Raw genomic sequence first — 20,396 nt, forward strand, 5'->3', positions numbered from 1 at the left:
GCAATTACGTGTTCGAATGGTAGCGTTGACCGGCATGAACGCCCATCTCAGCGATATTCGCAACCTCAGCACTCCCATCCCCACCCCACACTGGGTTCGCCTGGGCGCATCTTTTCTCATCGGCGCGGCCGTGGCCGTCATGGTCAGCGATATCCACTTCGGCATCGCAATCGGCGCAGGCCTTATCTGTTTGATTGCCGCGTTCGCGCTTGTTTTTCTCCATCCTTATAGGGCTGAGCTGCGCGCTTACGCGGACAAGAAAAATGTGACCATGCTGCCCAACATCGGGCAGCTCGTCCCTCTGATGTTCCTATGGCTCATCGTTATGCTGGCCCCACTGTTTTCGCTTCCAGTCTGGGGCGTGGCCGTGACGTGGCTGGTCATCGCGGGCGCTGCCTTCTTCGTATTCCCCCACGTAGACGGCACCCGCAAACTCGCCTACGCCTAGGACTCAGTCCAAATCGTGGCTCGCCGCCCAGCGCGTGAGCTGGTGGCGATTGGACTGCTGCGTCTTGCGCAAGATATTCGACGCATGCGTCTCCACCGTCTTCACCGAGATAAAGAGACGCTCGCCGATTTCGCGATACGTGTAACCGCGTGCGAGCAGCCGTAGCACCTCGAGTTCGCGCCTGGTCAGCGCGTCGACTGCCGGGTCCACGGATTCGTCCGGCGCGCCGGGCTTCGACTCGGCCAGCGCGCCGGACGCAAACGCGTCAAGCACGAACCCCGCCAGGCGCGGCGAGAAATACGCATCCCCCTCATGCACCCGGCGCACGGCCGCTGCGAGTTCCGGACCCGAGATATTCTTCGTCACGTAGCCTCGCGCACCGGCGCGAATGAGCGCGATGACATCTTCTGCTGCATCTGAGACACTCAGCGCCAAGTACACCGGCCCTGGCGCCCCGCGCAGCACCGCCAGCCCGCCACCGTCCGGCATGTGCACGTCAAGCAGCACCACGTCCGGCTGCGACGCAGCAATCCCCGCCACCGCCTCGGCGACGGTACCCGCGTCACCTGCAACTTCGATATCGGCAGCCTGAGCGAGCTCCGCGCGCACGCCGGCACGGAAGACGGAGTGATCATCGACGAGGAAAACGGAAACCATGGCTACAAAGCTACCGTGAGCTCCACCTCGGTGCCCTGCCCCGGCGTCGATGTCACCCGCGCGGTGCCCCCGGCGTGTTCCATGCGCCCGCGGATAGAGTCCCGAATTCCGTGCCGGTCCCCGGCCACCGTGCTCGGGTCAAAGCCCGCGCCACGGTCGCGCACAAAAATGGACAGCTCGCCGGCTAAGTTTTCCGCATACACGTCCACCGTATCGACGCCCGCGTGCTTACCGGCGTTGACCATCGCCTCCCGCGCGGCCTGCACCGCGAGCTTCGTGGGCTCGGTAAGCTCGATATCTTCGCCCACCGTCACCGGCGCAATCCGCACTGGGAACAGGTCTTCGACCTCGCCACACGCCGCGGCCAGCGCGCCAAAGACCGTCGCCGGCGCTGCCGAGGGGGCGTCGAATAGCCAGGTGCGCAGCTCGCGTTCCTGCGATCGTGCGAGCCGCGCGACCTCCGCCGGATCCTCCGCGCGTTTTTGAATGAGCGCCAGGGTCTGCAGCACTGAGTCATGCAGGCGCGCCGCCATGATCGCCTGGGCTTCCGACGCCGCCTTCTCCGCGCCCTCATCCGCCACCTGGCGCCACAGCTTGAGCACGAGCGGCACCACGAGGGCGCCGAGACCGACAACGGTCAGCGCGACCGCCGCCAACGCCGGAATGAAGTCCGCGCCGCCGTCCCACCGCGCGATGGTAATGACCACGCCGGACAAGACGAGCACACTGCCCGCAGCAATGCTCAGCTTGCTCGTTATGTTCTCGAGCCCGCGGTCATAGGCCTGCCATGTCACGAGCGCACCCGCGCCGACGATGACCAGCGGCAGCAGCATGTTGGCTCCGCTGGCCAGCGCGCCGACGACCGCCGCCACGGCAATGAATACAAGCAACCAGTTAGCCCGGAAGTCGAAGCGGGAGGCGGGCGCGGGAGTATCAGCAGGCTTGGTCGCAACCCATACCCCGGCGTAGAGGAACGCGCCGAGGCCGCCCAAAGCGCACAACGCGGTCAAGGCCAGGCGTACGAACAACACGTCAACGCCCAGGTGCGCCGCCACCCCCGCGCCCACGCCCGCCACGACGCGGCCGTCCTGGGGACGTGCCAAAGTCGGGAACGCGGGCTGAGTCGCGCGCGACGCGTAGGGAGAACTCATGCCCTTAATCTTCGCACGGCTGCACCCCGCGCGGATCGGGGTAAACCCTGAAGTTCAAAAATCAGGGCGTTCCCCGATGGTGGCTTACCTCGCAGTGCGTCACGATATAGGTATGAACACCGCGACTCTCAACCAGATGTGGGACACGCGCCCGCCCCGCATCCCGAGTAACCAGGGCGGCAATGCCAAGATCGCCGGCGTCTGCGAAGGCATCGGCGTGCGCTACCAAATCGACCCGGTCCTCGTCCGCGTGGTTTTCGTTGTTACCGCGCTCGTCCTCGGCGGCGGCATCGCGCTCTACGCCCTGGCGTGGATGTGCATGCCGCTCTACGGCAAGGCCACCGCACCCGTCCAGGACCTCTTTGGCAAGGCCGACGGCCCGAAGTCCGAATCCAGCCTCGCCGTCGGGCTCATCATTCTCTTCGCCGCCACGGCCGGCTTCGGCCCACTATTCGGCGAGAAGCAAACCCTCTCCACCGTCGTCATCTTCATCCTCGCCGCCGTAGCCTGGTACGGACTGCACCAACGCCAACCCATCCCGCCCGCCGGTCTCCTCGCGGCGCCGGTCCCCGACGCCACCCCGGGCCCCGATATGTCCGCCTTCACCCCCGTCGAGGGCTACCCGTTTCCGCCGGGGCGCACGACCCCGCCGTCCTGGGATCCCCTGGGCACGGTGCCCGAGGCCTGGGACCTGCCAGACCCCGCGCCCGCCCCCGCACCCAAGAAGAAATCCCACGAGGGGCTCATCGCGACGGTCGCCGTGAGCGCCGCTGTCATCGTGGGCATCTCATTTATATGGGCAATGGCCGCGTCCGAAGACAACACGAAGAACCACGCGGGCTCGGTCACCTATACCGTGCGCGACGCCGCGGACCTGCCGGACACCTTTTCCAACGGTGTGGGATCCATGACCGTCGACCTGCGCGAGCTCACGCTCGATAAGCCCCGCACGCTCACCATCGATAACGGCGTGGGCAGCATCGATGTCTACCTTCCGGAGAATACGCCCATCGCGCTCGAATGCGACACCGGCATTGGTGAGAGTAACTGCGTTCCGCGCACGGATCCAGGTGCTAAGCTGACGTTAATTATCGATAACGGAATTGGCACTACTACTATTCACGAGTAATGAAAAAGAAGACTATCGCCCTCACCACCGCCGCCCTCGCCATCCTCGCTGCGGGCGGTGGCGGTGCCTACTACCTCGCCTTCGGCCCCGACGGCGTGGTGCTCGCAGACTCGGACATCACGACCGTCGCGGCGAAGGACATCACGCAGTCCGTGCCCGCAACGGGCACCATCGCCGCGGCGCGCGAGGTCTCGCTCGCCACGACGCAAACGGGTCCCATTGTCACGCTCGACGCGAAAGTCGGCCAACGGGTCAAAGCTAACCAGGAGCTCGCCTCGTTCGACACCTCCGCCGCCGAGCGCGAGTTGCACAGCCAACGCGCGTCCCAGGCTGCAGAGGAAATCACGGCCTTCAACCAGATCGAGGCCGCGCAGCTGGAACTGGCGCACTCCCAAGACGCGCTGGATCAGGGGCTCAACGGCGAGGTAAACGCCGCGCGTGCCTCCGTCGATACCGCGCAGCGCGCCTACGACGACGCCGCGCGGGCCGTCGCCGACTCCCGCGCTGCCTCCGATCCGTCGGTCGCCGAGGCCGCCGCCGCGGTCGACACAGCCCGCGCCGGGCTGCGCACCGCGAATAACGCATCGCTACAGGCCGCGCTCGCCACGCTCGGTGCTGCTGGCGAGGGCACCGCGGATGGCACCACCATTGCCACGTCGCTGCTCGCCTCGGTCGAGGCGGATGACGCGGTCAGCGACGCCCAGAACCGGGTTGACCATGCCGAGGAGTCCTACGCCCACGCGCTCGAGGGCGTCGACCGCGAGGTGGGATCCAAGCAGCGCGCCGCCAACGCCGCCTACGCCCAGCTTTCCGACGCCCAGCTCGCCCAGCGCGCCGCAGAGCTCGGCGCCCAACAGCAAATCGCCACGCAATCCCAGGCCGTCGACCACGCCCTCAAGTCCGCCGCGGGCGCCCGCGTCGCCGCCGAGGAAGCCAATGCGAAACTCGAGTTCGACATCTCCGGTTCTCACCTATTTTCTCCGCTTAATGGAGTGATCACGTCCGTCACCGCGCAGCAAGGCCGCCCCGCCGAGGGGCCGCTGCTCGCGATCGCGGATGACTCGTCCCTCCTCGTCAAGGCAACGGTCAAGGAAGCCGACATCGCGGATATAAAGGTCGGCGACCGCGTCACGTTCACCTCCCCCAGCCAGCCGCATAAGGAATACACGGGCACCGTGTCCTTCATCTCGCCCGTCTCCGCCGCGCCCGCCGAGGCCGCCGACTCCGGGGCCTCCACGCCGGCGGGGAACGGTACCGGCGCGGGTTCGGGGAAGGCCGAGTTCCCCATCGAAGTCCGCGTGGACGGCAACCGCGAGGGCCTGCGTCTAGGTTCCACGACAAAGGTCAAGGTCGTCACGCACGAGGACAAAGACGCGCTGACAGTTCCGCTCAGCGCGCTCATCGGTGGCGACAAAGCCGTGCTCGTCATTTCCGACTCCGGCACCATCGAGCGCCGCGACGTGAAATTGGGCACCCGCACCGATTTCGAAGCCGCCGTCACCTCTGGCCTCCGCCGCGGCGACCGCGTGCTCACCCAGGGCGCGGCCCACGAAGGCGACGTCGGCCAGCAGGCATACCTGCCCGACGCAGCGAGCGGAGAGAAATGAGCCTCATCGACATGCGGGGCATCGTCAAGCGCTTTAACGAGGGCACCGACGCCGAAATCACCGTCCTGCCTGGCTGCGACTTCTCGATGGAACCTGGCGAATTCGTCGCCGTCATCGGCCAGTCCGGCTCCGGCAAATCTACGCTCATGAACATCATAGGGCTGCTCGATCGCCCCACCGCGGGCACGTATTTCCTCGGCGGCGAAGACGTCTCCACCTACAACGATGACGCACTCGCCCGCCTGCGCGCGGACAAGCTCGGCTTCGTCTTCCAGAACTTCAACCTCATCGGCCGCATCACCGCGCTCGCCAACGTGGAGATGCCCATGGTTTACGCCGGCGTGCCCCGCCGCGAGCGCTCCCGCCGCGCCGCCGAGCTTCTCGACCTCGTCGGCATGTCCGAGCGCGCCAGCCACCTGCCCAACGAACTCTCCGGCGGCCAGAAGCAACGCGTGGCGATTGCCCGCGCGCTCGCCAACAACCCGGAGGTCATCCTCGCCGACGAGCCCACCGGTGCCCTTGACTCCCAGACCGGCCGCCTCGTCATGGACCTCTTCCACGAGCTCAACCGCGAGCGCGGCACCTCCATCGTGTTTATCACCCACAACCCGGAGCTCGCCGCCGAGTGCTCGCGCACCGTGACCATGACGGACGGGGTGCTGAAATGAATCTCACCGAATCTTTGCGCATGGCGCTCACCTCGCTGCGCACCAACAAGATGCGCTCGCTACTCACGCTGCTGGGCGTCATCATCGGCATTGCCGCCGTCATCGCGATCCTCACCCTCGGCTCCGCGCTCAAGGGCCAGTTCACCTCTGACCTCGACAAGGTCGGCGCCAATAACTTCCAGGTCCAGGTCAAGGAGCGCACCGACGAAGGTGAGACCGACTACTACGTCGAATCCTCCGTCGACGACCCCGACTCCCTCCTCACCCCCGAACAGCTCGAGCAGGTGCGCACGGCGCTCGCTCCCGACGTCGAGGGCGTCATCATCGGCGAAACCGACACGTATCCGGGCGACCTGACGGTAGAGGGGGCATCGGAAAGCTCAGCGGTAGCGGTGAAACCCACCAACCCGGACTACGTGACGGCCTCGCAGTTCACCGTCCGCACCGGCCGCGCACTCACGGACGACGACATCGCGGCCGACCGTGCCGTGACCATGCTCTCCGCCGCGACCGCCACCGAGCTCTTCGGCGACGCCGACCCGGTGGGCCAGACACTGAATTTTGCCTCGCTCGACGGCACGGATCTCGAGCTCACCGTCATCGGCGTCTACGACAGCCCCGACACCGGCGCGCTCATCGGTGGCGGTGGGCCCGAATACGCGCTCGTGCCCTATCCTCTCGCTGCACAGCTTTCCGACGCCCCTTTAGCCGGCGAGGCCTTTTCCTCCGTGTCCCTGCGCGCGGCGCCCGGCACGGACAAGGCCGCGCTCGGCGCGCGGCTCCAAGCGGCCTTCGACTCGATGTACGCCGACAACGAGGACTACCGCGTCGAGGTCACCGACTTCAGCAAGGACCTGGCGAGCCTCAACCAGCTGCTCACGGCGTTGTCCGCGGCGATTGCGGCAATCGGCGGGATCTCGCTGCTCGTCGGTGGCATCGGCGTTATGAACATCATGCTGATTACCGTCACGGAGCGCACCCGCGAGATTGGCGTGCGCAAGGCGCTCGGCGCGCGGCGGCGTGACATCCGCCTGCAGTTCGTGACGGAGGCCATCATCGTGTGTCTCATCGGTGGGCTCATCGGCGTGGTACTCGGCTCTGTGGCGGGCATGATCGGCTCGTCGCTCATGGGCTACTTCGTGTTCCCGCCGCTCGGCGCGATTGTGGTCTCGCTGCTCTTCGCCCTCGCCATCGGGCTTTTCTTCGGCTACTACCCCGCCGGCAAGGCGGCAAAACTCGACCCGATTGAGGCGCTGCGCTACGAGTAGCTTGGCTGCATGATTCATTTCGGCAACGACTACAACCAGACCGCCCATCCCGCCGTCCTCGACGCACGCCGTCGAGCCCGCGATGGTCTATATCTCGCAACCCGCCGAATTCGGCACGGTGTAGTCGTCCAGTAACTTACATCAACCACGAGAGTAAACTTAAGTACCAGTATTGGACGGTATGGCGGGACACACCATTATAGTCTGGTGTTCCTACGCGCTCTTACAACCAAGGGTAATCCAAACTCGAACAGAAAAATGTTGAGTTTCATTACCATGGCTTAATGGATACAAGCCTTATTGGCACGACAACAGGAACTATCGAAGACGACGATAAAACTTACACTGCGACTGTTTGGAGAAGCATGCAAGGTTTAATAGGTAGAACTTCAAATAGCAGCAACCAGGCTAAAGTTCTTGTGCTCTTTGCGCGTACGGAAGCTACGTATGCCGAAGAATTTGTCGGAATAGCTTTAACCAGAGAGCAGGAGAGTGCCATGGCCGAGCATGTTGATTCTCCAAGTATAACCTGTTGGACTGAAGAAGTTCCCCTTCAAGGCTGGGAAGGAAAGCTAAACAAGTCTCGTTTCCCGAAACTTGTCTATCTCGTTTTTAGAGAAGGGTATGCGCAACACTCCTCCGTGCGCTACCAGGAAATGAGCCCAGAAATATTGGCTGCATTTACCACGCGTGAAGCAGCTCAGACTGATGTCGTTTCTCGGCAGAAAAAGGAACCTTCATTCTTACCGAGTAAATTTCATATATGGGAAGTCGAATTCGGTTTTTGACCGAAAAATTCCGTGGCCAAGGTCCAGAAATCCCCATGTACTGAGCAGTACTTCTCGTCGGTTATAAATTCTGTTGCAAGGAGAACGTAGGCATCTATTTCGCTGCAAAATGGCGGAATAGGCTCAATGAATTCCCATATCGAAATTGGGTTATCCGCAGTTTTAGGGATATGTCTCGTCGCCCCTTAGCTCAAGCAGAAGACCACTGCCGAGGAGCGTGTCAAGTTGTTTGTGTGTAGGGCTCTGATCGCAGCGTGATGCGGGCATTGATGCCGTTTTCTGGAGTTCCAAAAGCGAGGCCCTCTTCACCGACAGCCTCTACGAGTCGAGCATGGCTCACACCAACGAGCAGGCCGCCCGCATCGCCTCCGCCGGCATTCAGATGCTCTTCGACTCGCCTACCAACCAGCAATTCGCACTCCTCACGCCTGATCAGGAGGCCGCGCTGTCCGAGAACTACGTCTGCCAGTTCTTCGAGGAACACGAAGGCCTGCACGCGGTGCGTTTCTGCACGTCCTGGTCCACGCGCGACGAGGACGTCGACGCGCTCTGTGCCTCCATCGCCCAAATCTAGGTCTACCCCTGTTCGAATACCCCTGTTCGACAAATACATTGGACAATCGGTTGCAGGCTTTCCGATGCCTCCTTAACCTCCGTGGCATGACCGTCTCCATCTTCGATGCCCTTGCTCTCGGCGTCGATTCTCTCAAGGAAGCCGCTGGCCTTACCGTGGTTGAACTCCGCGACCGCGGCCTAACACTCGCCGACGCCAAGTTCATCCACCCCTTGGCCGCCGTCTACTGGCGCACTAAGCCCAAAGGCATCGCCGAAGCCCGCAAGGCCGCCCGCGCTGCCGGCCATTCCCTGCGCGTGCTCGCCCGCATCGAGGTGCTCGCCGCGCGCTGCGACGACCCCAACGCCGCCCGCATCACCTTGTGTGGAACCGCGGAGACCAAGCTCGATGAGGTCGGCGCGAGTCTTGCCAAGCCGAAGACCCGCGTGGAGTCTGCCCGCCATACCTATGGCAAAGACGGCTGGCACCGTTTGGTGATTAACACCCAAGACCCGTGGCTGATGGACATGCTCGGCGCGCTGCCTGGCGACGACCTGCTCGACGGGTTCAAACAGTTCGTCGCTGGCGGGGAGCAAATTCAGGCCCCAGCCCGTGCTGCGCACGTAGTTATTCGTCTCGACGAGCACGAGGAATACCTCAAAGAAGACAAGCTCATTCGCGCCACGGACGGGACGGTGCGCCCGGCTCGTTTGCTCGTGCAGGAGAAGTTGGCCGAGGTCGGCTACGTCACGTTGGTGACCAATTGGGGCGAGCCGGTGGATTGTTTTAAGTCGACGCCGATCTTCAACGAGAAGCAAACACTCATGGCGTTTGCGCTGCATCCGCAGTGTATTCACCCAGGATGTGTGACCCCGGCTCTGTTGTGCGAGCGTGACCACTTCATCCCGCGGAACAAGGGCGGTGACACGAACGTCGCGAATCTTGTGCCGTTGTGCCGGTTCCATAACGGACGCAAGGCCGACGGGGACTCGTATACCCGTGATGCCGAGGGCAACTATTGGTACGTCACGCCCTACGGCAAGCGCTACCTCTGCACCGTGGACTAACCCCCACAAACGAAACCCCGGCCGCGGCCGGGGCGATTCGGCATGCCGCTTTCTAAAAAGACAGTCGCATCTGGTGCCAGACAACGCCGCCGTGAGTCGAGGCGCTCGTGCCTTCGTCGACGAATCCGAGCCGCGCGTAGAACCCGACGAGCTCGTCCTTGCACGTGAGCACCAGGCCGGCGCGGCCGCGTGCGCGGGAATCCGCGATGGCGCGATCGAGGACGCGGGTGGCCAGACCCTCGCCGCGGCGGACTGGGTCCGTGATGACCGAAAAGATCATCTGCCACGCGCCGTCGGGCTCGTGCGCGGCGGCGTCGGCGTACATATCGTCGGTGAGGTCGCGGCGGTTCGTTGCGAAGCCGCTCACGGCGGCAACGATGCCGGAGTCCTCGCGCAGGACCCAAAAGCATTCCGGGAATGCGGCCAAACGCGCGGCGACCTGCACGGGCGCGGCGACCTGCACGGGCGGGAAGCACACGTCCTCGAGCCGGGCGAGCGCCGGGGCGTCCGCGGGATGAGCACGGGTGATGGGCTGGCCGAGCACTGCGACGAGGGCGATGCGCTGGGCGACGACGAGGGAGGCATCGGAAAGCGGGTGCTCGCCCCAGAAGTCCGCATGGGCGGCGCGCCAGGCGGCGACATCGGTAAAGCCCTCGCCCTCGGCGCGGGCGAAGTCAGCGTCGATGTCGCCAAACGCGCGCAGCTCGACGTCGGTGGTGCGCAGGACCGCGACGGGCGCACCCGCGGAGTCGAGGAGGATCTCGCCCTCGCCCACGCGCGGCAGAGGCTCGTCGCCGTACGCGGCGTAGAGAGAGGACGTTGCGGTCTTTGCGCCAGCAAGGATGGCAGCGACGAGCTCGTCGCGCAGCGGGCCGGGCAGGCCATACTCGCCCAGGGCGAAGCCGTTGAATTCGGTCATGGCAACAGTCTAAACGCGCGTAGCGCCCCGCCGGAGTTCGGCGAGACGCTGCGGGGCGGGCGGGATTATTCCCACTCGATGGTTCCCGGCGGCTTGGACGTGCAATCCAAGACCACGCGGTTGACATCCTTGACCTCGTTGGTGATACGGGTGGAGATCTTCTCCAGCACGTCATAAGGCAGGCGGGTCCAGTCTGCGGTCATGGCATCCTCAGAAGATACCGGGCGCAGCACGATTGGGTGGCCGTAGGTGCGGCCGTCGCCTTGAACGCCGACGGAGCGGACGTCGGCAAGCAGTACCACCGGGCACTGCCAGATCTCGCCGTCTAGGCCAGCGGCAGTCAGCTCGGTACGCGCGATGAGGTCTGCCGCGCGCAAGGTCTCCAAACGCTCTTCAGTAACCTCGCCGATAATGCGGATGCCCAGGCCCGGGCCCGGGAACGGCTGGCGCGCCACGATTTCCTCGGGCAAGCCCAGCTCACGGCCCACGGCGCGCACCTCGTCCTTGAACAGCAGACGCAGCGGCTCGACAAGCTCAAACTCGACGTCGTCAGGCAAGCCGCCCACGTTGTGGTGGGACTTGATGTTCGCCGTACCGTCACCGCCGCCGGACTCCACGACGTCCGGGTACAGCGTGCCCTGGACGAGGAAGTCAACGGAGGAACCTGCGGGGGCGTCGTTAAGCACTCCTGCAACAGCACGCTCGAAGGAACGGATGAACTCCGCACCGATTGCCTTACGCTTGGCCTCCGGCTCGGTAACGCCGGCGAGCTTGGCAAGGAACGCCTCGCGTTCGTCTGCGGTGACGAGCTTTGCGCCTGTCGACGCCACGAAGTCCTTCTCCACCTGCTCACGCTCACCCGCGCGCAGCAGGCCATGGTCGACGAAGACACAGGTCAGACGGTCACCGATAGCGCGCTGCACCAACGCGGCAGCCACAGCGGAATCGACTCCGCCGGACAGGCCGCAGATGGCGCGGCCTTCCGGACCAACCTGCTTCTGGATATCAGCGATGAGCTGCTCCGCAATGTTGTCTGCGGTCCAGTTCTGCTCGAGGCCTGCGACCTCGGTGAGGAAGCGGGTGAGCACTTCCTGGCCGTGCGGAGAGTGCAGAACCTCAGGGTGGTACTGCACGCCCGCCATGCGCTTGGCGACACACTCGAAAGCCGCCACCGGCGCGCCCGCCGAGGAGGCAGTGACCTCGAAGCCTTCCGGAGCCTTGGAGACAGAGTCGCCGTGGGACATCCACACCTTGTGTGTAGCCTCGAGGCCCTGATGCAGGACGCCGCCGGAAACGTTGACGTCGGTGCGGCCGTATTCACGGGAGCCAGTCGACGCCACGGTACCGCCAAGCGCCTGGGTCATAGCCTGGAAGCCGTAGCAGATGCCAAAGACCGGGATGCCCAGCTCAAGCAGCTCGGGTTTCAGAGAAGGAGCGCCATCCTCATAGACAGAAGACGGACCGCCGGAAAGAATCAGAGCGACCGGATTCTTGGCCTTGATTTCTTCCACGGTGGCAGAGTTAGGAACAACCTCGGAGTAGATGTTGGCCTCACGGACGCGACGTGCGATGAGCTGCGCGTACTGAGCGCCAAAGTCCACAACGAGGACTGGACGCGGAGTAGTGGTTGGGTTAGTCACGCGCTACAGTCTAGCCCATTGAACCGTCTTTAAATACGGGGTACCCCAGTTCGTTGTGGGAAGCGGTGGCCGCTACACTTCGGGCTCTGGCGCGCGGGCGAGCGCGTGCTGCGTTGCCGTGGCTAAAGCAACGCGAAATGCTGCCAGACCGGGGTGGGATTCGCGGCCGGAGCGGACTGCTGTGTATAGCGTGCGGGTGCTATTTCCAGGCAGGTCCAGCACGCGGACGTTGCCGAGATTTGGCAGGAACAGCCGCGGCACGATCGCCACTGCGTGGCCGGTGCGCACGAGGTGGCCTTGCAGGAACGGGTCTGGGGTCTCAAAGACCACGTTGGGGCTAAAGCCGTGACGCAAGCACATCTGGTGGGTAAACCGCCCCATCGACAGGTGCGCCGGGTCGATAGCAAATGGCACGCCCTCTAATTCGGGAAAAGTCAGCTCTGACCAGGGACCTTCCTGCGGCGTGATGAGGTGCAGTGGGTCCTCGGCGAGCAGCTCGCGGTGGGTGTATTCGTCGGTGGCGGGGATGTCGGCGTCGTACTCCTCACCGAGGATGAGGTCCACCTCGCGGGTGCGCAGCAGTTCCGACGCCGTCTCCACATCGCGTTGCTTGATCTCCACCTGCAGGTCTGGGTGCGTGCGCGCGAGTACCGTGAGCGCTGCGGGAATAATAGACGACATCACTGTCTGGAAACTCGTCACTCGGATAGTTCCGCGCACGAGTGAGGTCGACGCGAGGACGCGGGACTCCGCTTCGTCGGAAAGCGCAAGCATTCGCCCTGCGTATTCGGCCAAAATCTCACCTTGCTCGGTAAGCCGGATACGCCGTCCGACCTTCTCGTAGAGCTTTACCCCGACGTCACGTTCGCACTGCGCAAGTTGCTGCGAGATAGCGGAGTGCGTGTACTGCAAAGCTTCCGCCACTGCGGTTACGGTTCCGAGGCGTTGCAGCTCAAAAAGCACGCGGAGCCGATGCAAATCCAACATTGCAGTTTTCCTTACAGGTACATGTCAATAAGTGTAGATAGACTAACAGTTTGCTTCTGCCGCACAATATGGGCATGACAAATCCTTTCGCTATCTTGTGCGTCATCGGGTCCTGCATCTCCCTGCAGCTCGGTGCGGCGCTCGCAGTGCAGCTTTTCGACGACGGCGGCACCTGGGGCACCGCTGCCCTGCGCCTGCTGATGGCGGCGGCCTTCCTGCTGCTCATCAGCCGGCCAAAGGTACGCACCTGGGGCCGCGAACAGTGGCTCGCCGCAGCCGCGCTCGGACTCTCGCTGGGCATGATGAACGGCTTCTTCTACGCGGCCATCGCGCGTATCCCTATCGGCCCAGCGGTGACCATCGAGTTCATCGGCCCACTGCTGCTGGCGGCGTTTTTATCGCGTTCGCTTCGCGACGCCGTCTGCGTCGCCCTCGCCGTCTTCGGCCTCGGCCTGCTGGGCTGGGATTCGCTGACCGGCGAGCCGCTTGACCCCGTCGGCGTCGGGCTCGTGCTGGTCGCCGGTGCTTGTTGGGCTGCCTATATCTTGGCCTCGAAGAAAGCAGGAAGCCTGTTTTCCGGCCAAGACGGCCTAGCGGTCGCGCTAACAATCGGCGGCATCGCCCTGCTGCCGATGGGCGGCCAAGGCGCCGTGGTGCTCGTCTCCGATTCCCATCTGCTGCTGCTTGCTTTCGGCACGGGTCTGCTCGCCTCGCTCATCCCCTACTCCCTGGAAATCACAGCTTTGCGAAACCTCAACCCCAACGTCTTTTCCATCCTCGTGGCACTCGAGCCGGTGTTTGCCGCTTTCTTCGGCTGGCTGCTGCTGTCGCAGAACCTCAGTCCGTTGAAGCTGCTGGCCATCGCGCTGGTTATCATGGCCTCGGTACTACAGACGATGGTGCCTGACCGCGGCACAAAACCGAAACTGCGACGGGTGCCATGGAAGGCACACCGCCGCAGTCGGGCAAAGGTCGGTTAGCGTACTGCCAGGCCAACCTTCTGGAATGACTTCAAGTCCGTGTAGCCGCACTTGGCCATCGCACGCTGGAGTCCACCGACCAGGTTCAGCTGGCCGTGTGGCTCATTAGACGGGCCGTGCAAGATGACCTCGAGCGAAACCTGCTCCGGCTCCGACAACGGCGCGTATCCTGCCGCGATAAGGTCCATGTCCGCAGCCTCGATAACGCCGCGCGGGAAGCGTGGGTGCCCTGCGGTCGAAGGCCAGTAGTAGCCCTTTCCGCCTGCCTCTGCAGCGCGGGCCAAAACCGGACCCAAGACCACAGAATCAGCACCGCACGCGATCGCCTTGGCGATGTCTGCGGAGGTGAAGATGTCGCCGTCGGCAAGTACGTGCACGTAGCGGCCACCGGTCTCGTCGAGGTAGTCGCGACGCGCAGCTGCAACGTCGGCAATGGTGGTTGCCATCGGCACATCAATGCCCACAGTCTCCGCGTTGGTGTTAACGCCAGAGCCCACGATGATGCCGGCAGCGCCAGCACGCATCAGGTGCAACGCAGTGGTGTAATCCGCCACGCCGCCAGCGATAACTGGCGTATCGATGGAACCGATGAACTCCTTCAAGTTCAGCGGCTCACCGCCCTGCTGCACGTGCTCCGCAGAAATCAACGTGCCCTGAATAAACAGAATCTCCGCGCCGGCGTTAATGACCACCGGCGCCAGCTCGCGGGCACGCTGCGGCGACACTCGCACCGCCACAGTCACGCCGGAGTCACGCACCTGTGCGATGCGCTCTGCCAACAGCTCCTCATTCAGCGGCGCTGCATGCAGCTCCTGCAGCGTGGAAAGGTCAAAAGGATTCTCGGTGACCTTCGCCAAGGCTGCCTCTAGGTCCGCGTGACGGCCCCACAGGCCCTCCGCGTTGATGACGCCCAAGCCACCCTGCTTGCCCATTTCGATGACGAACTCCGGCGTGGCCAAAGCGTCAGTGGGGTGTGATACCAACGGGACGTCGAAGGTGTAGGCGTCGATGTGCCAGGTGGTGTCGACGTCCTTCGACGAGCGGGTACGGCGGGTAGGGACCAAGGAGATCTGATCCAGATCGTAGGTACGGCGTGCCTCACGGCCGATACCGATTTCAACGTAATCGCGCATGTGCTCTTTCCTCGAAAGATTCGTTTAGCGGTAGTTCGGAGCTTCGATGATCTGCTGCAGGTGGTGCGGGTGAGATTCCTTCAGGCCCGCCGCGGTGATCTGGACGAAGCTCTTGGTCTTCAGCTCCTCGAGGGTGGCCGAACCGGTGTAGCCCATAGAAGCGCGCAGGCCGCCGATGAGCTGGTGCACGATGGCATCGATATCGCCACGGAACGGAACGCGACCCTCGACGCCCTCCGGAACCAGCTTGTCCTCGCTCTTAACGTCGGCCTGGAAGTAGCGGTCCTTGGAGTAGGAGCGCTTCTCGCCGGTCAGGCCGCGGCCCTGCATAGCGCCCATGGAGCCCATGCCGCGGTAGCGCTTGTACTGCTTGCCCTGGACCACGACGATATCGCCAGGTGCCTCGGTGGTGCCTGCGAACATGGAGCCCAGCATGACGGTGTCGGCACCAGCGGCCAACGCCTTGGCGACGTCGCCAGAGTACTGCATGCCGCCATCGCCAATGACCGGCACGCCAGCCGGACCAGCCACTGCCGCAGCTTCCATGATGGCGGTGATCTGCGGAGCGCCAACGCCTGCGACGACGCGGGTGGTGCAGATGGAGCCTGGGCCAATGCCGACCTTGATAGCGTCCGCGCCGGCCTCAATCATGGCCTTCGCCGCCTCGCGGGTAGCGAGGTTGCCGCCCACGACATCGACCTTGGAGCCGAAGTCCTTCTGTACACGGGAAACCATCTCCAGCACGCGGTTGTTGTGCGCGTGAGCGGAGTCGACGACGAGAACGTCAACGCCGGCGTCGACAAGCGCGCCTGCACGAGCATAGGATTCCTCACCCGTACCGATACCCGCTGCCACCAGCAGTCGTCCGGAGGAATCCTTGGAAGAGTTCGGGAACTGCTCGGTCTTTACGAAGTCCTTGACGGTGATGAGGCCGACGAGCTTGTTGTCATCGTCGACGATAGGCAGCTTCTCCACCTTGTTGGAAGACAGCAGCGCGAGCGCCTCTTCCTTGGCCACGCCTTCCTTTGCCACGACCAGCGGCATCGGGGTCATAATCTCGGAAACCTTGCGGCCGAAGTCCGGCTCGAAGCGCATGTCGCGGTTGGTGCAAATACCCACCAGGGTGCCGTTAGCGTCTACAACCGGCAGGCCAGAAATACGGAAACGAGCGCACAGCTCGTCTACTTCCTGGATGGTCATGTCCGGGGTTGCGGTAACTGGGTCAGTAACCATGCCGGACTCGGAGCGCTTAACGATCTCAACCTGGGTGGCCTGGTCCTCAGTGGACAGGTTGCGGTGCAGGACGCCAATACCGCCCTGACGGGCCATGGCGATAGCCATACGGGCCTCGGTAACGGTATCCATAGCAGCGGAAGCCAGTGGAACACCAAGACGGATGTTGCGGGTGAACTGCGCCGAGGTGTCCACCTCGGACGGAACGATGTTGGATTCTGCCGGCAAAAGCAAAACGTCGTCGAAGGTCAAGCCGTAGAGGGCTACCTTGTTTGGGTCGTCGCCACCAGTACGAACGTGGTAATCGCTCATGAGTTAAGGACACTCCTTAAAGGCCAAGAGGGGTTTCGCGGTAACCACAACCTTAGTGCTTTAAGCGCGCGAAATGGTAGCCGGGCGTCCGAGTACCTGCGCCTAATGAATTCTGGCGAATAAATTGCCTAAAGGGGGTGCGACTTAATAGGCTCGCAAAGGTGAACTTCTTCGCCAATATGCCACGCGACCCATTCGCTGACGATCCCAACGACCCAGCTTCCTTCCTGGAGGAGGACGAGCAGGTCATGCCGCTTTCCGAGGACGAGCGTCTGGCTATCATCCACGACCTCACCTTGGTCCAAGAATTTGCCCGGGTGCTGGGCCCGCGGGGAATCGATGGCATCTTCTTCCTCTGCGAAGACTGCGAGGAGAACCACTTCTACGAGTGGGACATCATGGCTGCAAACATGCGCGCCACCCTCGCCGGCGAGCTCGCCCCGGTCCACGAGCCGGGCGCTGAGCCCGACCCCACCCGCTACGTCCCATGGGACTACGCCCTGGGTTACATGGACGGCCTCGACGGCCGCTAATGCGCTTGGCTACGCCACCAAAAAATCCCTAGCTCCTTTTCGGAAGCTAGGGATTTTCCTTACCGCTGGGTTTGCACCGGCGCTAGGTTATTGCCGTTGCCTTTATCTGTACCTTCGCCGTTATCTTCACTCGGTTCCGTCTGGCCCTCGGTGGGCTGCAGGGGGTTCTGCGGCGCGGAGCTCGTCACAACGACTGTCGAGGTCAAGGTCTGATATTCGGTCACCGTTACCGGGGCTGGCGCTGGGTTGGTTGCCGGAGCATCCTTCTCAACGGTCTCAGTCGAGGTCACGGTAGTACGCGGGGCGGGGGCAGGAGCTGGTTTGTCGTCTGCGCTTTCCTTGGAGGAGCGAGCGTTATCCATAATGCGGCGTGCTGCTTCCAGCAGTTCGCGGGTACCGTTCAAATCTCCCTCAGCGGAGCGACGTTCCATTTCCTCGAGGGTAGTTGCAAGCTCGACCACGGAGGCGTCGTCAGTGCCGAACAGCGACTGATTGACTCCGTATAGGGGCGAAGCCGGGCCTGCGTTATACACGGCCGTACCAGCACCAGCAATGACCAACGTGGCCGCCGCAGCACCAATAAGACCATTGACGAGAGGACGCGAACGACGACGCTTGCGGGCCGCAGCCAACGAGATTACCTCCGGCTCCAGCTCGGCGCCCTCGATGATAGGGGCGGGCGGCATCTGCCGCTCGACGTCCTCACGCAGCTCGAGGAAGAGAGCAGCCAGCTCATCTTCACCAGCGGAAGGGTCCTGTCCTTGAGAAAGGCTGGTCAGGAATGCGTCATCATCGACCAAGGGCTGTAGCTGCTCAGCAACGCTCTGAGTAGGCTCTTCCTTCTTTACCATGATGCCCCCTTCCTTGAATGAGATATATGTAATAGAGACACGCTTGTACTATGCGGCGGGACCGCCGATAGCCTTACGCAATTGCGACAATGCCCGATGTTGTGCGACGCGAACAGCGCCGGGAGTAGAACCCACAATCTCTGCGGTTTCTTCTGCCGACAGGCCCACGAACACACGCAAAATAATAATGTTTCGAGCTTTGTCACTTAATGTATCGAGCAACTCACGCACTCTGTTACTACCGTCTGCTACCAGCGCTGTTTCCTCTGGATTTGCCTCTTTGGTAGCGCCTTCCGGCACCTCTTCGGTGGGGTTAGACTGATCGCGCCCCATTGCCCGGTGTGCATCCGTGACTTTGTTGAATGCGATGCCGTAGACATAAGCCATAAACGGCCGTCCTTTGTCCTCGTACGAGCCGATGGACGTGGCTACGGCGAGGCAAATTTCTTGGGTAACGTCCTCGGGCGTGGGTTGGCGGCCACCTCCGATGCGAGCACGGCAGTAACGCAGCACCTGGGGGTGAATGATCCGCATGATGCTTTGGAGTGCGCGACGATTTCCGTCAATTGCAAGCGGAACGAGGTCCGCTAGCTCTTTATCGGTATCGCTCACTGTTCATCCTTGGTGGTAGTTTCCGCGTTCTGACACACGGCCAATGGCTGCAATTTTGGCATAAGCACGCTAATTTGCCCGAACCGCGAGGGTAAAGCTCCCCACTAACCTAAACCAAATTAGCCCTTTTGGGTGGATATTTTCGCCTCATTCCCCGGCGCGCCAAAAGTTCATAAACCGTTAATCTTGCTGGTTCACACAGGTCAAAGGGGTAAAATCTCGGATCGTTTTCGCAAGTCCATATGCTGGAAAGGAACCGGTAACCAACCGTTTACCACTACGGTCAAGACTTCTTAATCGTCTTATCCATGCAAGTGCGCACCGTATTCAAGCGCTTTGGATGCCACCCCACAAAGGAGTTTTGAACGTGTCTCAACCTCATTCGCTTCCCGGCCCCAATGCGGATTTTTGGGATTGGCAGCTTCAGGGCGCATGCCGCGGAGAGAATTCGGACGTGTTTTATCACCCAGACGGGGAACGCGGAAGGGCTCGCGCCCAGCGTGAAAACCGCGCGAAAGCCATCTGCAACTCGTGCCCAGTTCTCGAGCTGTGCCGCGAGCACGCCCTTCGTTCCGCTGAGCCTTATGGCGTGTGGGGCGGCATGAGCGAGTCTGAGCGCGTTGTCGCGCTGCGCACTCGCCAATCGCGCGCCACCGTCACCGCCTAAGCCACGCATTCAGCCAAGTATCTGCTGGTCAAGGACTCTTATTGCGCAACGAATTCGCGCGGCGAGCTTGAGACGCTGACGCTCTCCGCCGGAAAGCGTATTAAGCTGCGGCCCTCGCACACCTCGCAGGGCACGTCGACGCAGCCCATGAAGCCGAACTCCACGTAGATCACGCCGGTGCCATTGCAGTTCGGGCACGCACCCTCCGAGTTGGCGGAAAACAGCGCGGGCTTCACCGTATTATCCGGGGTGGAATTGGCTTTGGCGAAGGCCTTGCGGATGGCATCCAGCGCTCCCGTATACGTCGCCGGGTTAGAGCGGCGCGAGCCCTTGATGGGGGTTTGGTCCATGAAGAGCATGCGCTTTGCGACGTCCTCCGGCAGACACGCCAGCAGCGAAGACTTGCCCGAGCCTGCAACGCCGGTGATGGCACTGAGCACGCTGATCGGGATGTCGACGTCGATGCCGCGCAGGTTGTTGCGTCGGGCGTCGCGGGTTTCGATAGTTCCGGTGGCAGCGCGTACTTCCTCTTTGAGCTGCGCGCGGACAGCGAGGTGGCGGCCGACCCCTTCATGTGTTTCTGCAGGCTGTCTTTGTCCTTGGAGAGGACGGAGGACTGCAAGCGCACAATGAGGCCTTGGTAGCTCATATTGATGCCGATGATTTTGGTCTTGACATCGCTCAAGTAGTACAGGGCATGCTTCTGTTCGTCGGTGAAATCACGCACCGGCTTATCCGCAGGATGAAGGCCAGATTCTGCATATGCCTTCCATAGCCAGGAATCGATCTTCATGCCTGGGTAAAGGATGGCGCCGTCGTTGATGCTCAGAGACTCGTCCACGACCTGAGTGAGGTCTATCTGCGACGCGCGGTCGATTCCTTCGCAGGTGGGGCAGATGCCGCCAGTGCGCTCAAAGCGGCGGACTTCCTTCACACAGTTAACTCCGATGGCACCCTGGCCAGCTGCGGAGGGAACGTTGAATGAGTAAGCCGCTGGGACTCTGCGGCGATGGTTCCGAATACGAGAGAGGACTTGCCGGAACCAGAAACGCCGGTGAAGACGGTGAGTTTCTGCTTAGTGATGTCGACGCTTATCTCTTTGAGATTATTATCGCGCGCCGGAAACGCGGATGAATTCTTGGTTGTGCACCTAGCCATCCTAAGACGAAACCCCGGGCCTCCACGTGGGAGAC

The 20,396-nt window shown here is 62.6% G+C and carries 23 protein-coding genes; 12 read left to right on the forward strand and 11 right to left on the reverse strand.

Annotated features, from left to right (window positions below; genetic code table 11):
• The first annotated feature begins 34 nt into the window (after window positions 1–34).
• Entirely contained in the window at window positions 35–448 is a 414-nt protein-coding gene (locus tag CHU71_RS10720; protein WP_034656540.1) for a hypothetical protein, read from the forward strand.
• A 3-nt stretch (window positions 449–451) separates the two neighbouring features.
• Here CHU71_RS10720 and CHU71_RS10725 read toward each other — a convergent pair whose 3' ends face one another.
• Both CHU71_RS10725 and CHU71_RS10730 read right to left on the reverse strand, forming a co-directional pair.
• Window positions 452–1,105 carry a response regulator transcription factor gene (locus CHU71_RS10725; RefSeq protein WP_005527912.1) on the reverse strand — a complete coding sequence of 218 codons (654 nt, stop codon included), beginning with the start codon at window positions 1,103–1,105 and terminating at the stop codon, window positions 452–454.
• Between the two features lie 2 nt (window positions 1,106–1,107).
• Window positions 1,108–2,256, reverse strand: a complete 1,149-nt coding sequence (locus CHU71_RS10730) for an ATP-binding protein (RefSeq protein ID WP_147761049.1) — start codon at window positions 2,254–2,256, stop codon at window positions 1,108–1,110.
• A 112-nt stretch (window positions 2,257–2,368) separates the two neighbouring features.
• On the opposite strand from CHU71_RS10730, the gene CHU71_RS10735 reads away from it, so the two are divergent.
• From CHU71_RS10735 to CHU71_RS10765, 8 genes are all read left to right on the forward strand, one after another.
• Window positions 2,369–3,385 carry a PspC domain-containing protein gene (locus CHU71_RS10735; protein ID WP_172454604.1) on the forward strand — a complete coding sequence of 339 codons (1,017 nt, stop codon included), beginning with the start codon at window positions 2,369–2,371 and terminating at the stop codon, window positions 3,383–3,385.
• On the forward strand, window positions 3,385–4,992 hold the full coding sequence (locus tag CHU71_RS10740; RefSeq protein WP_147761051.1) for an HlyD family efflux transporter periplasmic adaptor subunit: 1,608 nt from the start codon (window positions 3,385–3,387) through the stop codon (window positions 4,990–4,992). Before CHU71_RS10735 ends, CHU71_RS10740 begins: the two co-directional genes overlap by 1 nt.
• On the forward strand, window positions 4,989–5,660 hold the full coding sequence (locus CHU71_RS10745) for an ABC transporter ATP-binding protein (protein ID WP_049147489.1): 672 nt from the start codon (window positions 4,989–4,991) through the stop codon (window positions 5,658–5,660). The genes CHU71_RS10740 and CHU71_RS10745 overlap by 4 nt, the downstream gene beginning before the upstream one ends.
• Entirely contained in the window at window positions 5,657–6,928 is a 1,272-nt protein-coding gene (locus CHU71_RS10750) for an ABC transporter permease (RefSeq protein WP_046646595.1), read from the forward strand. Before CHU71_RS10745 ends, CHU71_RS10750 begins: the two co-directional genes overlap by 4 nt.
• A 9-nt stretch (window positions 6,929–6,937) precedes the next feature.
• Complete coding sequence (locus tag CHU71_RS13095; protein ID WP_255313631.1) at window positions 6,938–7,063, forward strand: hypothetical protein; 126 nt, start codon at window positions 6,938–6,940, stop codon at window positions 7,061–7,063.
• A gap of 149 nt (window positions 7,064–7,212) precedes the next feature.
• Window positions 7,213–7,716: a hypothetical protein gene (locus CHU71_RS10755; RefSeq protein WP_236593777.1), complete on the forward strand. Its 504-nt coding sequence runs from the start codon at window positions 7,213–7,215 to the stop codon at window positions 7,714–7,716.
• A gap of 331 nt (window positions 7,717–8,047) precedes the next feature.
• A complete protein-coding gene (locus tag CHU71_RS10760) occupies window positions 8,048–8,290 on the forward strand; it encodes a hypothetical protein (protein WP_147761052.1) in 243 nt (80 codons plus the stop codon).
• 86 nt (window positions 8,291–8,376) lie between these two features.
• On the forward strand, window positions 8,377–9,336 hold the full coding sequence (locus CHU71_RS10765; protein WP_147761053.1) for an HNH endonuclease signature motif containing protein: 960 nt from the start codon (window positions 8,377–8,379) through the stop codon (window positions 9,334–9,336).
• Window positions 9,337–9,388: 52 nt separating this feature from the next.
• On the opposite strand, the gene CHU71_RS13100 is transcribed toward CHU71_RS10765, so the two are convergent.
• From CHU71_RS13100 to CHU71_RS10780, 3 genes are all read right to left on the reverse strand, one after another.
• Window positions 9,389–10,255 carry a GNAT family N-acetyltransferase gene (locus CHU71_RS13100; protein ID WP_147761054.1) on the reverse strand — a complete coding sequence of 289 codons (867 nt, stop codon included), beginning with the start codon at window positions 10,253–10,255 and terminating at the stop codon, window positions 9,389–9,391.
• A 65-nt stretch (window positions 10,256–10,320) separates the two neighbouring features.
• A complete protein-coding gene (guaA, locus tag CHU71_RS10775) occupies window positions 10,321–11,895 on the reverse strand; it encodes a glutamine-hydrolyzing GMP synthase (RefSeq protein WP_046646758.1) in 1,575 nt (524 codons plus the stop codon).
• Window positions 11,896–11,967: 72 nt separating this feature from the next.
• Complete coding sequence (locus CHU71_RS10780) at window positions 11,968–12,882, reverse strand: LysR family transcriptional regulator (protein ID WP_046646759.1); 915 nt, start codon at window positions 12,880–12,882, stop codon at window positions 11,968–11,970.
• A 74-nt stretch (window positions 12,883–12,956) separates the two neighbouring features.
• Between CHU71_RS10780 and CHU71_RS10785 the strand changes: the two genes are divergently transcribed.
• Window positions 12,957–13,862, forward strand: a complete 906-nt coding sequence (locus CHU71_RS10785; RefSeq protein WP_239299727.1) for a DMT family transporter — start codon at window positions 12,957–12,959, stop codon at window positions 13,860–13,862.
• Here the strand turns inward: CHU71_RS10785 and CHU71_RS10790 are convergent.
• Complete coding sequence (locus CHU71_RS10790) at window positions 13,859–14,995, reverse strand: GuaB3 family IMP dehydrogenase-related protein (RefSeq protein ID WP_147761055.1); 1,137 nt, start codon at window positions 14,993–14,995, stop codon at window positions 13,859–13,861. The genes CHU71_RS10785 and CHU71_RS10790 overlap by 4 nt on opposite strands.
• Before the next feature lie 24 nt (window positions 14,996–15,019).
• The gene (gene guaB / locus CHU71_RS10795; RefSeq protein ID WP_147761056.1) at window positions 15,020–16,540 is read right to left on the reverse strand and encodes an IMP dehydrogenase; all 1,521 of its coding nucleotides are present in this window, start codon (window positions 16,538–16,540) and stop codon (window positions 15,020–15,022) included.
• A 161-nt stretch (window positions 16,541–16,701) separates the two neighbouring features.
• Between guaB and CHU71_RS10800 the strand changes: the two genes are divergently transcribed.
• Window positions 16,702–17,073, forward strand: coding sequence for a DUF5319 domain-containing protein (locus tag CHU71_RS10800; protein ID WP_046646764.1), 372 nt, complete (start codon window positions 16,702–16,704; stop codon window positions 17,071–17,073).
• Between the two features lie 59 nt (window positions 17,074–17,132).
• Here CHU71_RS10800 and CHU71_RS10805 read toward each other — a convergent pair whose 3' ends face one another.
• Both CHU71_RS10805 and CHU71_RS10810 read right to left on the reverse strand, forming a co-directional pair.
• The gene (locus tag CHU71_RS10805; RefSeq protein ID WP_147761057.1) at window positions 17,133–17,924 is read right to left on the reverse strand and encodes a hypothetical protein; all 792 of its coding nucleotides are present in this window, start codon (window positions 17,922–17,924) and stop codon (window positions 17,133–17,135) included.
• A 48-nt stretch (window positions 17,925–17,972) separates the two neighbouring features.
• Window positions 17,973–18,536: a sigma-70 family RNA polymerase sigma factor gene (locus CHU71_RS10810; protein ID WP_005527881.1), complete on the reverse strand. Its 564-nt coding sequence runs from the start codon at window positions 18,534–18,536 to the stop codon at window positions 17,973–17,975.
• 367 nt (window positions 18,537–18,903) lie between these two features.
• Between CHU71_RS10810 and CHU71_RS10815 the strand changes: the two genes are divergently transcribed.
• The gene (locus CHU71_RS10815) at window positions 18,904–19,203 is read left to right on the forward strand and encodes a WhiB family transcriptional regulator (protein WP_034656535.1); all 300 of its coding nucleotides are present in this window, start codon (window positions 18,904–18,906) and stop codon (window positions 19,201–19,203) included.
• A gap of 38 nt (window positions 19,204–19,241) precedes the next feature.
• Here CHU71_RS10815 and CHU71_RS12875 read toward each other — a convergent pair whose 3' ends face one another.
• Both CHU71_RS12875 and CHU71_RS10825 read right to left on the reverse strand, forming a co-directional pair.
• Window positions 19,242–19,643 carry a hypothetical protein gene (locus tag CHU71_RS12875; protein ID WP_187272075.1) on the reverse strand — a complete coding sequence of 134 codons (402 nt, stop codon included), beginning with the start codon at window positions 19,641–19,643 and terminating at the stop codon, window positions 19,242–19,244.
• A 490-nt stretch (window positions 19,644–20,133) separates the two neighbouring features.
• Complete coding sequence (locus CHU71_RS10825; protein ID WP_147761058.1) at window positions 20,134–20,361, reverse strand: hypothetical protein; 228 nt, start codon at window positions 20,359–20,361, stop codon at window positions 20,134–20,136.
• Window positions 20,362–20,396 lie beyond the last annotated feature (35 nt).

The organism is Corynebacterium sp. LK14, assembly GCF_008042215.1.
GTDB classification, from domain to species: domain Bacteria; phylum Actinomycetota; class Actinomycetes; order Mycobacteriales; family Mycobacteriaceae; genus Corynebacterium; species Corynebacterium striatum.